Annotated in this window: 14 protein-coding genes; 4 read left to right on the top strand and 10 right to left on the bottom strand. The window is 65.4% G+C overall.

All coding sequences use genetic code 11. The annotated features are described in order from the left end of the window. Positions 1 to 176 precede the first annotated feature (176 nt). The 9 genes from QNI11_RS18970 to QNI11_RS18930 form a co-directional block, all read right to left on the bottom strand. Positions 177 to 1,025, bottom strand: a complete 849-nt coding sequence (locus tag QNI11_RS18970; RefSeq protein WP_100929039.1) for a MurR/RpiR family transcriptional regulator — start codon at positions 1,023 to 1,025, stop codon at positions 177 to 179. 157 nt (positions 1,026 to 1,182) lie between these two features. Next, entirely contained in the window at positions 1,183 to 2,229 is a 1,047-nt protein-coding gene (locus tag QNI11_RS18965) for a GlxA family transcriptional regulator (protein ID WP_198521708.1), read from the bottom strand. 257 nt (positions 2,230 to 2,486) lie between these two features. Next, positions 2,487 to 3,146 (bottom strand): hypothetical protein, encoded by a 660-nt coding sequence (locus tag QNI11_RS18960; protein ID WP_283981337.1) that lies wholly within the window; start codon positions 3,144 to 3,146, stop codon positions 2,487 to 2,489. Positions 3,147 to 3,148: 2 nt separating this feature from the next. Then, positions 3,149 to 4,549, bottom strand: a complete 1,401-nt coding sequence (locus QNI11_RS18955) for a selenium-binding protein SBP56-related protein (RefSeq protein WP_283981336.1) — start codon at positions 4,547 to 4,549, stop codon at positions 3,149 to 3,151. 137 nt (positions 4,550 to 4,686) lie between these two features. After that, positions 4,687 to 6,321 (bottom strand): acyl-CoA synthetase, encoded by a 1,635-nt coding sequence (locus QNI11_RS18950; RefSeq protein ID WP_283981335.1) that lies wholly within the window; start codon positions 6,319 to 6,321, stop codon positions 4,687 to 4,689. A 3-nt stretch (positions 6,322 to 6,324) separates the two neighbouring features. Then, positions 6,325 to 7,119: an enoyl-CoA hydratase gene (locus QNI11_RS18945; RefSeq protein WP_283981334.1), complete on the bottom strand. Its 795-nt coding sequence runs from the start codon at positions 7,117 to 7,119 to the stop codon at positions 6,325 to 6,327. 15 nt (positions 7,120 to 7,134) lie between these two features. Further along, positions 7,135 to 7,584, bottom strand: a complete 450-nt coding sequence (locus QNI11_RS18940) for an OsmC family protein (RefSeq protein WP_283981333.1) — start codon at positions 7,582 to 7,584, stop codon at positions 7,135 to 7,137. A 9-nt stretch (positions 7,585 to 7,593) separates the two neighbouring features. Then, positions 7,594 to 8,733: a glycine cleavage T C-terminal barrel domain-containing protein gene (locus tag QNI11_RS18935; protein WP_283981332.1), complete on the bottom strand. Its 1,140-nt coding sequence runs from the start codon at positions 8,731 to 8,733 to the stop codon at positions 7,594 to 7,596. 139 nt (positions 8,734 to 8,872) lie between these two features. After that, a complete protein-coding gene (locus QNI11_RS18930; RefSeq protein WP_100929046.1) occupies positions 8,873 to 9,376 on the bottom strand; it encodes an Lrp/AsnC family transcriptional regulator in 504 nt (167 codons plus the stop codon). A gap of 345 nt (positions 9,377 to 9,721) precedes the next feature. On the opposite strand from QNI11_RS18930, the gene QNI11_RS18925 reads away from it, so the two are divergent. Further along, positions 9,722 to 9,928: a cold-shock protein gene (locus QNI11_RS18925; protein ID WP_100929047.1), complete on the top strand. Its 207-nt coding sequence runs from the start codon at positions 9,722 to 9,724 to the stop codon at positions 9,926 to 9,928. A gap of 74 nt (positions 9,929 to 10,002) precedes the next feature. Continuing rightward, positions 10,003 to 10,164: a hypothetical protein gene (locus QNI11_RS18920; protein WP_283981331.1), complete on the top strand. Its 162-nt coding sequence runs from the start codon at positions 10,003 to 10,005 to the stop codon at positions 10,162 to 10,164. A 112-nt stretch (positions 10,165 to 10,276) separates the two neighbouring features. Here QNI11_RS18920 and QNI11_RS18915 read toward each other — a convergent pair whose 3' ends face one another. After that, positions 10,277 to 10,819 (bottom strand): hypothetical protein, encoded by a 543-nt coding sequence (locus QNI11_RS18915; protein ID WP_283981330.1) that lies wholly within the window; start codon positions 10,817 to 10,819, stop codon positions 10,277 to 10,279. A 67-nt stretch (positions 10,820 to 10,886) separates the two neighbouring features. Between QNI11_RS18915 and QNI11_RS18910 the strand changes: the two genes are divergently transcribed. Further along, a complete protein-coding gene (locus QNI11_RS18910) occupies positions 10,887 to 11,453 on the top strand; it encodes a Crp/Fnr family transcriptional regulator (protein WP_283981329.1) in 567 nt (188 codons plus the stop codon). A 74-nt stretch (positions 11,454 to 11,527) separates the two neighbouring features. Then, a complete protein-coding gene (locus QNI11_RS18905) occupies positions 11,528 to 13,978 on the top strand; it encodes a heavy metal translocating P-type ATPase (protein WP_283981328.1) in 2,451 nt (816 codons plus the stop codon). Positions 13,979 to 13,988: the final 10 nt, after the last annotated feature.

The following is a 13,988-nucleotide window of genomic DNA, read 5'->3' as shown; positions in this document are numbered from 1 at the left end:
CTCCGTCAGATCGAGTTGCGTCGCCTCGCTTGGAGGAACGACATGAGGACAAGGGTCCGTGCGGAACCTTCTTCAGCGCAAGGATTGTTTCATAAACGACATGGCGATTTTCAAAAGTGACTCTTTCGCGCGGATCGCTCCGGGCAATTCTTTTCACTTATGAAAACGCAACACTCTCATTTGCTGCTTTCTTCAGCCCATTGAGAATGAATCGATTCGATGTGGTCCAGACGCCGCTGTGCCGAATCGCCGGTCCGGGTCGCCACGCGCGCACAGAGGTAGGTGACAAGGCTGAGCGGCGCGGTCATCGAACCGAAGACCGTGGGGCCCTCGGATCGTCCGCGCAGGATCAGGTCTGCGCCGCGCTTGTCCCCGGCAGCGATGGAATTGGTCACGAGGATGACCTTTGCGCCCGCGCGGCGCGACGATCCGATGACATTGCGGAACTCGTCCGTCCGGCGGCCGACGCCGAAGGCCAGCACCGCGTCCTCCGGATTGATCGAGGCGAATTCCTCCGGCACGGGGAAGCCGCTGAGGGGGATCATGCGGATGTCGGGGAATACCTTGATCAGCAGCGCCCGCGCGAACAGCGCCAGCGGATAGCCCTCGCCGAAGCCCACGACCCAGAGTTTCGCGGCGCGGCAGAGGATCTCCACCGCCTCCGACATCTGTTCTGCGGGCAGGGTCTCGAACGTGCGCACGAGGTGCTTCACCTCGGCGTCCAGGTATTCGCCCGGTGACAGGAACCCACCGGAGAGCGCAGGCACCTCAGGTGCGGCGGCCTTGGTCGACTTGTTCTCGCGCACCTCGCGCTGGGCGTCGCGATACCCGTGATAGCCGAGGCGCCGGAACAGCCGCGCTGCGGTCGCCTTTGACACGCCGGCCTGATCCGCCAGATCGCTGGCTGTCAGGTAGCCCAGCACGCCGACATCCTCAAGCAGCAGGTCAGCCAGCCGACGTTCGCCGCGCGGCATCTCGTCATAGGTCGACAGCAGGCGTTGCGCGATGTGAAAGGTCTTTTCCATGGCTCCGGTCCCCGCCGAATGGATCATTTAGGTTGCCTTGCAACGTAGAGGCTCACCCGGGGCGTATCCATGCGAAATCAATCCGGTCGCCGAGCGCCCGTTGCGTGCTTCGGATGCGAATTGCGCGTGAAACGCTCTGCCGACCGGACGGGCGGCTCTATCTGCGTTGGGTCGCGGTGTATTCCGTCGGCGTCATGCCGAAGCGTTTCTTGAAGTTGACCGCAAAGACACGGGCGGATTCGAAGCCGCAGGCAATCGCGACCTCGTGCACCGACATGTTCGTGGTGGCCAGTTGCAGGCGCGCATGGTCGAGCCGCCGCAGCTTGGCATAGGCTTGGGGCGAATGGCCGGTGTACTTCTTGAACAGCCGCTCGATCTGCCGCCGCGACAGGGCGTGCTTCTCGCAAAGCGTATCCATCGTATCGAACCAGTTGTCGCTGTTCTCGATGTCCTGGATCAGCGCGAGGAAGCGGGCGTTGCGCACTCCGAAGGTAAACGCCAGCGAGGCTTTCTGCGCCTCGTCCGGCATCCGCATCGCCGGGTGCAGGCACATCTCCATGACAACGCTCGCCGCGATGGGGCCGTAGTGATCGTTCAGCACGGACAGCATCATGTCCGTCGCGGCGGTGCCCCCGGCGCAGGTCATAACGTTGTTGTCGATGGCGAACAGCTGCCGCGTCGACATGAGGTTCGGGTAACGCAACTCGAAGCTGTCGGTGTTCTCCCAGTGCAGGGTGAATCGGCGGCCCTGCAGAAGCCCGGCCTCCGCCAGCGTGTAGGCGCCGGTGCAGATGCCTCCGACGATGTGTCCGTGCCGCCATGCCCGGCGCACCATCGCGGTGACCGTGTCGGAGAGCGAAGTTTCCGGTTCCGTGCCGGAGCAGACGATCAGCCTTGTGTGGCGCGGCAGGTCGCGGGGCGGGCTTTCGGCCATCATGCTCAGCCCGGACGAGAAGGTCAGCGGCGCGCCGTCCGGCGTCACCAATCGCCAGCGCGCGATCTGACGTCCTGCGAGCTGGTTGATGATGCGCAGGGGCTCGACCGCCGAGGTGAAGGCCAGCATCGACGCCTTCGGCAGCCCGACGAAGGTGAAGTCCAGCGTGTCCACGTCGCCTTCGAGCGCGATGGACGCGATCCCCCGCGAGGTCTGCTCCTGTGTCGCCGGGCCGCCAGCGGGTCTGTTCGAGGCGTGATCTGCTTCCATGTCGCGGTGTCGTCGGTCCGTTTGGTCGTTGCGCGTGGTCTGGATGTCCGCTGGTTCTACGAGGCCAAGCGTCGGTTGGCTCATGGCCATCCAAAGGATATTGCCGCCCGACATCCTAGCAATGCGACACCGGCCAGTCAGCTTGTGGTGCGCCGCGACCGTACAGCCGCGTGCAGCGGTTGCAAGCGACCTCGGACCGGTGTCGGCACGATCGGATGCGTCCGGCACAGACGATAGGCAGTGGAGGGCGTGGTGCTTCAGTGGAGCGTCAGAAGGGAAATCCCGCCGACCATGACAAGGCTGAGCGCCCAGACCACGTCGAGGTTGAACCAGCTGCGGGACAGGGCCTTCAGGCCGAACCAGCGATAGACGGCAAAGGCGAACGCGCCCCCGGCAAGGGTCATGGCCAAGGTGTGGGCCAGCGCCACCAGCGCAGCCAAGCCGGCGTTTCCGGTCATCAGGCCGGCCGCTGCCGCATGACCGGCGTCGGTTTCGACCGTGCGGCAGATTCCGAGGTAGATCGGCACCAGCATCAGCCCCGCGCCATGCGCCATGGCGGCCAGAAAGGACCACAGCGCCAGCCGCGACGGCGGAATGCGGGCCAGGAAACGGGGGTGGCGCCGGTTGAACAGCAGGTACACCCCGAGGCCGATCACGAGGAGCGCGGCGCCGATCTGGATCTCGCGTTCCCATTCGGCAAGGAACATGAGGGCACCGAAGGGAAACAGGATCGCGGCCATCGCCAGCAGGTGCCCGAGGGCCAGCGCCCCCAGCGCCCGCCAGAGGCTGCGGCGGCTGCGATCCATCAGCGCGGCAGAGACGGCCAGCGGCCAGCCCATGCCGGGATTGACCCCGTGGTAGAGGCCGGACAAGGCAACGGCCCCCCAAAGGGCCGTTGCGGTGGTTGGTGCATCCATGTTCAGGCGGACGGATAGCAGAAGCTGTCGGTCGAGCAGTCCCCGCCTTCAAGACGGATCTGGTGGCTGCGATAGCCCTTGGGGAATTCGACGTAGAAGTCCTCCGCCAGGGTCAGGCCGCCGTTTTCGCCCACGTGGGCCATGACCATCTGCCCGCCCTCGTCGTCCGGGTAGAACTGATCGTCCCACGTCGAATAGAGCGAGTTGGTCCAGTAGACACGCTTGCCGTCCCGGCTGATCTCCACCATCTGCGGGCCATAGGCAAAGGGCTTGCCACATGGATGCTTCGTGCCGCGCGCGATGCCGCCCAGCTCGACCTTGCCCGCCAGCTTGGGATTCATCGGGTCGGAGACGTCGTACTGGTGCATCTCGCCCAGGCCCCAGCAGGCGACGTAGAGGTACTTGTCGTCGAGGCTCAGGTCGATGTCGGTGACCAGCGGCGGAACGGCCTCGAACCCTTTCAGCAGGGGCGGCAGGTTCTCGGGTTTTTCGGGGCGCGGGTCGATGGTCAGGGTCTTCTTCGCCTCGAAGGTGCCGTCGTCCTTCTGCCACCACGTGAAGATCGATCCCTGAAGGTTGGTCGTGTCCACCACGACACCACAGAAGCCGTAGTCCTTCGACGGATCGTGGGCAGGCCGGATTTCCAGCGCCATCTGGTGGTTTTCGCCAAGGTCGATGGTCTGGACGTTCTTGCGTTCGCGCAGTTTCCAGAAGTGGATCTTGTGCCCGTACTTGTTGGACAGCAGGTCCTCGGCGACGATGCCGTTCTCGAACTGCGGCGGCAGACCCCATTCGGACGAGACCATGTAGTCGCGCGGCAGGTTCCACCAGAAATCGTAGTGCTTGTCCTGCTCGCCGCGGTCCATCTCGTAGCGGCCGAGGATGTCGAATGTCTCGCAATCCATGATGAAGATGCCCGGAGGGCCGTCGGTGCCGTCCGCGCCACCGCCGCCGAGAGTCGAGACGTAGATGCCTTCGGGGCCGCAATGGATGGTGTGCGGGCGGGAATAGCCTGTCTTGGCAAAGACCTCTTCGGGTTCGATGATCTTGTGGATCTTCGCCTTCAGCGGCTCCTTCACGTCGATCACGTAGATCCGCGACGACCGGATGCCGGGAATGATCAGGTAGCGCCGTTCGAGGAAGGCGTGCCCCGAAAGCGGCGAGAGCGAGGACGAGCAGGCGTTCCAGCCGAAATGGTGAAACTCGTCGCCCTTGTTCGGCATGATGACCTGATGGACGATCTGGCCGTAGGTTTTGGACTTGGGGTCCACGTCGACAACGGCCAGTCCATCGGGCTGCGACCCGTCGGGGCTCAGCATCAGCGTGAAGGCCAGTGTCTCGGCCGGCGCCTCCATCGCCAGCCTCGGCGTCGCGTGGAACGTCGGGTCGGGTCTCAGGTTCATGGTCTTTCCTCCCTTTTTATTCAGTTGGTATTCAATGTGTCGCTATGCGTTTCCTTGAAATCTAATGAGCGGACTCTGCCATGGATTGTGGCTGTGCCGAAGTCTTTTGGCGGAGCAGTCAACCCGGCGCACCGGATTCAGGCGTCTTCCAGCGCACGGGCCTTGTCGCGCAGGCTGAACTTTTGGATCTTGCCGGTGGATGTCCTCGGGATCCTGCCGAAGACGAAACGACCGGGCACCTTGTAGTGTGCGAGGTAGGCCCGGCACCAGTCGCGCAGACCGTCCTGATCCGCGTGATGGCCCGGGGCCAGTTCGACGAAGGCGCAGGGCGTTTCTCCCCATTTGTCGTGCGGCATGGCGACCACGGCGGCGACCGCCACGGCGCGGTGGCGGTAGAGCACCTCTTCGACCTCGATGGAGGAGATGTTCTCGCCCCCGGAGATGATGATGTCCTTGGAGCGATCCTTGAGCTGGATGTACCCGTCCGGATGCACGACGCCGAGGTCGCCGGAATGGAACCACCCGCCCCTGAAGGCCTCGTCTGTGGCCTTGGGATTGCGGAAATAACCCTTCATCACGACGTTGCCGCGGAACATGACCTCTCCCATGGTCTGGCCGTCGCGCGGCACGGGCTGCATCGTGTCGGGGTCGAGCACGTCCAGCCCTTCGAGGGGGAGGTAACGCACGCCCTGGCGCGATTTCAGCCGGGCCTGTTTCGCCGGCGGCAGGTCCGACCAGTCGCTGTGCCAGTCGTTGACCACGGCGGGGCCGTAAGTTTCCGTCAGCCCGTACAGGTGGGTCACGTCGAACCCGGCGTCCTTCATCTCGGCCAGCAGCTTCTCCGGCGGCGGCGCGGCGGCCGTGAAAAACTGTACGTCGTGTGTGAGCGCGCGCTTCTCGGTGTCCGGGGCCTGGATGATCAGCGACATGACGATGGGCGCGCCGCACAGATGCGTGACCTTCTCCTCTGCCAGTGCGGCCCATATCGGTTCGGCGCGGACCTGCCGCAGGCAGACATGGGTGGCGACGATGGCCGACAGGGTCCACGGAAAGCACCAGCCGTTGCAATGGAACATCGGCAGCGTCCAGAGGTAGACCGCATGTTTGGCCATGGATGCGGTCAGCGCGTTGCCCTGCGCCAGAAGGTAGGCGCCACGATGATGGGTCACGACGCCCTTCGGATCGCCGGTGGTGCCGGAGGTGAAGCTGATCGCGATGGCGTCCCACTCGTCCTCGGGACGCAGCCACGCGAAGTCCGGATTGCCGCCGGCGAGGAAGGCCTCGTAATCGGTGGCGTCTGCCGGGGTGCGCGGGCCGTCGTATTCGGGGTCGTCATAGACGATGACGGTTGGAGAGACCGCGGCCAGGCCAAGCGCTTCATTGAGAAGCGGCAGGAACTCGGCATCGACGACCACCAGCCGCGACATGGCGTGGTCGAGCTGGAACGCGATGATCGCCGCGTCGAGCCGCGTGTTGATCGCGTGCAAAACCGCGCCGCTCATGGGCACGCCGTAATGACATTCCAGCATGGGGGGCGTGTTGGCGAGCAGGGCAGAGACCGTGTCGCCGCGCCTCATGCCCGCCTGCACCAGCGCAGAGGCCAGTTGCCGGGACCGCGTGTAGAACGCGGCATAGCTGCGCCGGAGCGCGCCGTGCACGATGGCGGTGTGGTCGGGAAAGACCAGCGCCGCGCGTTCCAGGAAACCGAGCGGTGTCAGCGGCTGGTAATTCGCCGGGTTGCGGTCCAGTCCGGTGTTGTAGGGGTTCGACATGGGTCAGGCATCCTGCCATTGGGGCGCGCGTTTCTCGATGAAGGCGCCAATGCCTTCCTCGGCATCGCGGGCCAGCATGTTCTCGACCATCACCCGGGTGGCATGGTCATAGGCCTCGGCCAGCGGCATCTGTGCCTGCGCGTAGAAGGCGCGCTTGCCGGTGGCGAGGGTCATCGCGGACTTCGATGCGATCTTGCGGGCCATCTGCATGACCTCTTCGCGCAGGGCATCCGGGGACACCGCGCGGTTGACCAGGCCGATCTCCGCGGCGCGGGCGGCGGGGGTCATGTCGCCGGTCAGCAGCATCTCAATCGCGTGCTTGTGCGCGACGTTGCGCGACAGGGCCACCATTGGGGTCGAGCAAAAGAGACCGATGTGAACGCCCGGTGTGCTGAACCGCGCTGTGTCGGCGGCGATCGCCAGATCGCAACTGGCGACAAGCTGGCAACCGGCGGCGGTGGCGATGCCCGTGACCTCGGCAATGACCGGCTTCGGACAGGTGACGATCCCCTGCATGACGCCCGAGCATTGGGTCAGCACCCTCGTGAAATAGGCACGCCCCCTGTCTCCGGCGGCGCGGCCCGCCGTCATCTCCTTCAGGTCGTGCCCTGCGCAGAACGCGGGGCCATTGGCGGCCAGCACGATCACTCGTACGGCGGAATTGCGGGCTGCCTCGGCAAAGGCTGTGCCCAGCTCCGTCAGCATCGCCTCCGACAGTGCGTTGCGCCTTGCCGGGTCGTTGAGTGTCAGGCGCAGGACGCCATCGGCATCGAGGTCGCGCAGCAGGATCGTGGACACGGGCGTCGCCCCTTTTCAGCGGATGTGGATTTCCACGCTGTCGGCCAGCGTGTTGGCAATGAAGCAGTAGCGGTGCGCGCGGTCCTGCATCTGCGCCATGGCCTCGTCGGTGACGGCAAAGCCATGGTCGAAGCGCACCACCGGGTGCAGGTCGATGCGCGTGACGGACATCTGCCCCCGGGGGTTCTTTCCCAGGAAGGCCACCGCGTGATCGGAGTATCCCGCCACCGGCCAGCCCGCCTTTGCCGCCAGCGCGAGAAAGGTCATCATGTGACAACTCGAAAGGGCAGAGGCCAGCGCCTGCTCCGGGTTGGTGTGGTCGGGATCGCCGCCCCAGTCGGGGGCGGCATCCACATCGATGTCGTACCGGGTGCCGTAGGACACCCGGTGCGCGGCGGAATACTGGCCGGGCAGCAGGGCTGGGCCGCCGCGCTGCCAGTGCAGGTCGATGGCGAGATCGGACATGGACCTGCCTTACGCCGCAGCCAGCGATTTCTTGGGATCGTAGAACGGACGCTCCACCACCGTCGCCATGGAGGGGCCGGAGGGCAGAAGAACCTCGATCTGCATCCCGAGGTGGGCGTGCTCCACCGTGACCATGGCAAGGGCGATGTTGCGCTCGAGCCGCGGGGAGTAGACCGCGGAGGTCACCTTGCCGACCTCGACGCCATCGCGATTGATCTGCCAGAAGGTCGTGTTCGGGCCTTTCAGCGGATCGGCGTCGATGATCAGGCCGACCTGGCAGCGTTTCACGCCCTCGTCGCGGATGCGCCTCAGCGCCGCCTTGCCGATGAACTCGGCCTCCATGTCGAGGTTGACCAGCCGGTCGAGCCCCAGTTCATAGGGGTTCGTGTGGATGTCGGCGTCGGCGTGGTAGGACAGCATGCCGCCTTCGATCCGGCGGATCGAGGAGGTGTGGCCCGGTTTCAGGCCGAACTCCAGCCCGGCGGCCATGATCCGTTCCCACAGCGCATCGCCATGGGCGCTGTCGCGGAGATACAGCTCATAGCCCAGCTCGCTCGACCAGCCGGTGCGCGACACGATCAGCGGGATGCCGTCGAGGTTCAGCTCGCGCAGCCAGTAGTATTTCAGGCTCAGGATGTCGTCACCGAAGAGCGCCTGCATGATCGCGCCCGACTTCGGCCCCTGAAGCTGCAGCGGCGACACGTCGGGCTCGCAGATCTGTACATCGAGACCGGAGTGCACCGCGACGCCCTGCGCCCACAGCAGGATGTCGCTGTCGGCAAGCGAGATCCAGAAGTGGTTCTCGGCCAGCCGCAGCAGGATCGGATCGTTGAGGATGCCGCCTTCGGCATTGGTGATGAGCACGTACTTGCACTGGCCCACGGCCATCTTGGACAGATCGCGCGGGGTCAGCATCTGGACGAAGCGGGCCGCGTCCGGGCCGGTGATCTCGACCTGGCGTTCCACAGCCACGTCACAGAGGATCGCGTCGTTGACGAGGTTCCAGAAGTTCTGCTCCGGATCGCCGAAGTCGCGCGGGATATACATGTGATTGTAAACGGAAAACCCCTTTGCGCCCCACCGCACCGTGGCGTCGAAGTAGGGGGATTTCCGGATCTGAGTGCCAAAGCCGAACTCGTCTGCGTGCATCGTTTGCGCCCTTGCTGGAACCGGGCTGGCGGCCCGGGACACGGTGGAAGATGACGCTTATTTAGGCGGCGAAACCCTGCGGCAGCGGACCAAAATAGGGCCCTGTCGCGGACCGTTCAGGCTGAAAACGATACCTTCGTCAGACCGTTCGGTCGCGCGGCGCGGAACTGGCCAGTTTGGCGATGTTGGGCCGCCCGGATTTCACCACCCGAGTCGCAATGTAGGTCATGTAGCGGTCCACGGGGATGTCCGCTTCGAGCATGTCCTGCATGAGCGCCTGAAACGCAGTCAGCGTCGGGCAGATCGTCCGCATCACGTAGTCCATGCCGCCGCCCGTCGCGATGCAGTCGACGATCTCGTCCTGCCGCCCGACCCATGCCTCGAACCGGTCGAAGTCGGCCTTGCGATGCGTGGTCAGCGAGACGGTCACCACGACCTGCGTGAAGTCGCACACCCGGTCGAGCGCCACGTCGGCGTAATATCCGCGAATGAACCCCGCCGCCTTCAGCCGGTCGAGACGCGCCCAGCAGGGCGTCGCCGAAATGTTGACGATCTCGGACAGGCGGGTCTTGCTCAGTTGCCCATGGCTCTGAACGGCGCTCAGGATACGGATGTCCGTGGCATCGAGACCGAACTTCTTCAACGCTGCCTCACCCTCGTGGTCTTGCTTGAACGGCGCGGACGCCCTGCGGGGCGACGGCCGTGGTGCTGTATAGCGGTTGTGGCGGTTGGGGCGAAACAATTTGCGACACGGGCCGCAAACGGATGGCGGCGCAGGTGGCCGGACGATGCAACCGGCTTGTCCGCATCCGTGATCGCCGTACAAGAATCGTTGTAATTTCAAGCCATAAGCCTCATGGACGGGGAGCTTAGTTTTTTCTCTTCGAAACGCTGCTGCCGTCTGTCCGGCGTCGGTTGATCGACTTGGATCAACTGTATTCCGGACTGCCGCACTTCTGCGGTCAGCATTTTGAAGGAGCAAACGGACATGGCCAACGGCACCGTCAAGTGGTTCAACGCCAGCAAGGGCTTCGGCTTCATCGAACCCGAACAGGGCAGCAGGGACGTTTTCCTGCATATCTCTGCCGTCGAGCGTGCGGGCCTTACCCGCATCGATGACGGCCAGAAGGTGACCTTCGACGTCGAAACCGGCCGCGATGGCCGCGAGTCCGCCAGCAACCTGGCGCTCGCTTGAAGACATCGTCCAGAGAAAGCCTTACGGGCGAACCCGCCAAGGACGTCGACGCTGACGATCCCCTGAAATCCAGCGTGGCCGCCGCCAAGCCGAAGCCTGCGGATGTGGTCACGGCGATCGACAAAACCACTGCGAACGCCAGGCGCGTTCTGGAAGACGAGGCCGAAGAGCGCGCCGAAAAGATGGCGCGCCTGAAGGCAGCCCGCGAAAAACGCGACAGCAACGGGTCGGAGTGATTCCTGGCGGTGCGGCGGCCGGCCTATGCCATTGACCGGAGGGGGTGGCCGCGGGCAGGCCGATGATCACTGGCTTGCCCGCATACAGGTCCTCGACGCGTTGCGCCAAGCCTTAGTGACCCGAATGGGCATCCTGCGAACCGCCCTTGGCGATGGCCAGATGGTGGGCGGGATGGTGGTTGCCTGTGGCCATGAGGCCGAAGAACCCCAGACCGCGGATCTGGTCCGCTGCCGCCGCATCGGTCACGGCCCAGACGATGTTGTCTTCACCGACGGTCACGTCGCTGTTCCAGCCGGTCTCTGCCGCGAGGACGGGGCCGTGGGCGGGCACCATGCGACGGGCTGCCCCGGCGGCGGGACCCGCTAGGTCAATGGTCACCTGCAGGCCCTCCGGCACGTCATTCTCGCTCACCTGTAGCTCGGTCACCAACTGGTCCATGTCCTGCAGGTGCAAGCGCAGCCGCCCCAGGTCCACCCGAGACCAGTCGGTCGTCGGATCGGCGCGGAGGAGGTCGGTGATCTCCGCCAGCGCCGCGAAACCGCCTTGGCCTGCTTCCTTCGGAGCGGCGGACGGCGCATGCATGTCATGCCCGGCGTGGGATTGCGCGTTCGCCGCCAAGGGCAGGCATGTCAGCAAGATGGCAAGCGGTTTCATCGGGATCTCCTGTTCGCATGTCCATGGATACTATCGCAGGAAACGGGCAAGGGTTATGATCACGATCATGATTGACGACCCGTTTGCCCTTTTGCCGCCCGGCCGTCTGAAGGCGTTCCAGGTCGAGACAGGCACCCATGTTTTCCGGAACGGGGAAGCTGGCACGGCGATGCTGCGTGTGGATGCCGGGCGGCTCGCGTTGGTACGCGTGACCGAGGACGGCCACAGGGTGACGATCGCGCAGGCCGGTCCGGGCGAGACGCTGGCCGAGGCGAGCATCTTCGCGGACGCCTACCACTGCGACTGCGTGGCCCTGTCCCCGGCGCGGGGCGTGCAGGTCGCGGGGACCGTGATCCGCGACTACCTGAGACACGATGCGGACTTCGCAGAAGCCTTCGTCGCGCGGCTGGCGCTACAGGTCCGCGAGGAACGGCTGAGGACCCAGATCATGTCGATCCGCGCCGCGCGGGAGCGGACGTTTGCGGCGCTGACCTGCTTTGGCCAGCCGGACACGGTCACGGCGTTGGCGGCGAGCATCGGGCTGACACAGGAGGCGTGCTCTCGTGCCTTGGCGGACCTGCTGTCCGAGGGGCGGATCACCCGGATCGCACGCGGCCGATACGCGGTGTCATAATTGCCCTTGACCTTCCAGTGACTGGAAGCCTCATCTGTATGGTCCATCTTGAACCCGAAGCCGGAGGATCGGACATGGCAGAGGCGCACGTACACCACCACCCTTCCAAGAAGGTCACCCGCGATCCCGTCTGTGGCATGACGGTCGATCCGCAGGCGGACAAGCCCAAGGCGGACCACGACGGGCACACGTATCACTTCTGCTCGGACGGGTGCCGCAAGAAATTCGTAGCAGAGCCGGAGGCTTACCTGACCGCCACCGATCCGGTGTGCGGCATGGAGGTCGACCGTGCCTCGGCCGCGCACATGTCGAAGCACGCGGGCCAGCGGCATTACTTCTGCTCCGAACGCTGCCAGTCGAAGTTCGACGCGGATCCCGAATCGTACCTGGGCGACCGCCCTGCGCCGGAGGCCATGCCGAAGGGCACGCAGTACACCTGCCCTATGCATCCCGAGATCGTGCAGGACCATCCCGGCGACTGTCCGAAATGCGGCATGGCGCTGGAGCCGATGACGCCGTCGGCAGACAGCGGCCCCAACCCGGAATTCGTCGATTTCAAGCGCAGGCTCTGGATCACCGCGCCGCTGGCGCTGGCGGTCTTCATCCTCGAAATGGGCACGCACATCGGCCTTCCCTTCGACCGCTGGTTCGGTCACGGGCTGTTCGGCTGGGTGCAGTTCGCGCTGGCGACGCCGGTGGTCTGGGTCTGCAGGCCCTTCTTCAAGCGCGGCTGGGCCTCTGTCGTGAACCGGTCCCCGAACATGTGGACGCTGATCGCGCTCGGCACCGGGGCGGCCTACCTGTTTTCCATCATCTCGCTGCTGGTCCCCGGCCTTCTGCCGGACCAGGTGCGGGACGGCATGGGCATGACGCCGGTCTATTTCGAGGCGACGGCGGTGATCCTCGTGCTCGTGCTGATCGGTCAGGTGATGGAACTGGCCGCGCGGGAGCGTACCGGCGACGCGATCCGGGCGCTGATGGACCTCGCGCCCAAGACCGCCCGCCGTGTCACGGGCGACAGCGAAGAGGACGTGCCGTTGGACGACCTGCGCTCTGGCGACATCCTTCGCGTCCGTCCGGGTGAAAGCGTTCCTGTGGACGGCGTGGTGACGGAAGGCCGCTCTTCGGTCGACGAAAGCATGATCACGGGCGAACCCGTGCCGGTCGAGAAGACCGAAGGCGATGCGGTCACCGGCGGCACGCTGAACAAGACTGGCAGCTTCCTGATGGAGGCACAGGACGTGGGCGACGACACCACGCTCAGCCGCATCGTCCAGATGGTCGCCAGCGCGCAGCGGTCGCGGGCGCCGATCCAGGGCATGGCGGACCGCGTGGCGGAGTACTTTGTCCCGGCTGTGGTGGTCGCGGCCGTGCTGGCCTTTGTGGCCTGGTGGGCGCTCGGCCCGTCTCCGGCGCTGTCCTATGCCTTTGTCGCGGCTGTGTCGGTCCTTATCATCGCCTGCCCCTGTGCGCTGGGTCTGGCAACGCCCATGTCGATCATGGTGGCGACCGGACGCGGCGCTGGCGCGGGCGTCTTGATCCGCGATGCCGAGGCGCTGGAACGCTTTGCCAAGGTCGACGTGCTGATCGTCGACAAGACCGGCACCCTGACCGAAGGCAAGCCGACCCTGACCGACGTCGAACCGCAGGACATGGACGGGGAGGAGTTCCTGTCGCTGGTCGCCGCGCTGGAGCGTGGCTCGGAACACCCGCTGGCCGAGGCCATCGTGAAGGGCGCCGAGGATCGGGATGCACCGCGCAGGGACAGCACCGATTTCGAGGCCATCACCGGCAAGGGTGTGACCGGCACCGTCGATGGCCGGAAGGTCGCGCTGGGGAACGCTGCGCTGATGCGGGATCTCGGGGTCGAGGACCTTCCCTCGGATCGGGCGAAGGCCATGCAGGCCGAGGGCAAGACCGCCATGTTCGTGGCCGTCGACGGTCGCGCCGCCGGGCTGGTCGCGGTGGCCGACCGGATCAAGAAGACCACGCCCGATGCCATCCGTGCGCTGCACGAGGCAGGGCTGCGGATCGTCATGGCGACTGGCGACGCTGAGGCAACCGCGCAGGCCGTCGCGCGGGAGCTCAACATCGACGAGGTGCACGCTGGTGTCTCGCCCGAGGACAAGGGCGCGCTCGTGCGGCGTCTGAAGGGGGAGGGGTTGTCTGTCGCCATGGCGGGCGACGGGGTGAACGATGCGCCCGCGCTCGCCGAGGCCGACGTGGGCATCGCCATGGGCACCGGGGCCGACGTGGCGGTGGAAAGCGCGGGCCTGACGCTGGTGAAGGGCGACCTGACCGGCATCGTCCGTGCCCGCAGGCTGGCGGAGGCCACGATGCGCAACATCCGGCAGAACCTGTTCTTCGCCTTCGTCTACAACACCGCGGGCATCCCGCTGGCGGCGGGGCTTCTGTACCCGTTCCTCGGCGTACTGCTGTCTCCGATGGTCGCGGCGGCGGCGATGAGCCTGTCCTCTGTGTCGGTCATCGGCAATGCCTTGCGGCTTCGGGCGGCGAAACTTTGACGTTCACGAC

Origin of the sequence: Sagittula sp. MA-2, from assembly GCF_030126985.1 — a bacterium.
In the GTDB taxonomy this organism is placed as follows: domain Bacteria; phylum Pseudomonadota; class Alphaproteobacteria; order Rhodobacterales; family Rhodobacteraceae; genus Sagittula.
Note: the sequence above shows the minus strand (reverse complement) of the source record. Positions and strands in the feature narration are given on the sequence as shown.

Excerpts from the sequence above, each read along its gene's own strand:
- QNI11_RS18940 (WP_283981333.1), bottom strand. The coding sequence starts at position 7,584 with ATGTCCGATCTCGCCATCGACCTGCACTGGCAGCGCGGCGGCCCAGCC.
- QNI11_RS18970 (WP_100929039.1), bottom strand. The coding sequence starts at position 1,025 with ATGGAAAAGACCTTTCACATCGCGCAACGCCTGCTGTCGACCTATGAC.
- QNI11_RS18935 (WP_283981332.1), bottom strand. The coding sequence starts at position 8,733 with ATGCACGCAGACGAGTTCGGCTTTGGCACTCAGATCCGGAAATCCCCC.
- QNI11_RS18910 (WP_283981329.1), top strand. The coding sequence starts at position 10,887 with ATGATTGACGACCCGTTTGCCCTTTTGCCGCCCGGCCGTCTGAAGGCG.
- QNI11_RS18965 (WP_198521708.1), bottom strand. The coding sequence starts at position 2,229 with ATGGAAGCAGATCACGCCTCGAACAGACCCGCTGGCGGCCCGGCGACA.
- QNI11_RS18950 (WP_283981335.1), bottom strand. The coding sequence starts at position 6,321 with ATGTCGAACCCCTACAACACCGGACTGGACCGCAACCCGGCGAATTAC.
- QNI11_RS18925 (WP_100929047.1), top strand. The coding sequence starts at position 9,722 with ATGGCCAACGGCACCGTCAAGTGGTTCAACGCCAGCAAGGGCTTCGGC.
- QNI11_RS18915 (WP_283981330.1), bottom strand. The coding sequence starts at position 10,819 with ATGAAACCGCTTGCCATCTTGCTGACATGCCTGCCCTTGGCGGCGAAC.
- QNI11_RS18955 (WP_283981336.1), bottom strand. The coding sequence starts at position 4,549 with ATGAACCTGAGACCCGACCCGACGTTCCACGCGACGCCGAGGCTGGCG.
- QNI11_RS18960 (WP_283981337.1), bottom strand. The coding sequence starts at position 3,146 with ATGGATGCACCAACCACCGCAACGGCCCTTTGGGGGGCCGTTGCCTTG.
- QNI11_RS18905 (WP_283981328.1), top strand. The coding sequence starts at position 11,528 with ATGGCAGAGGCGCACGTACACCACCACCCTTCCAAGAAGGTCACCCGC.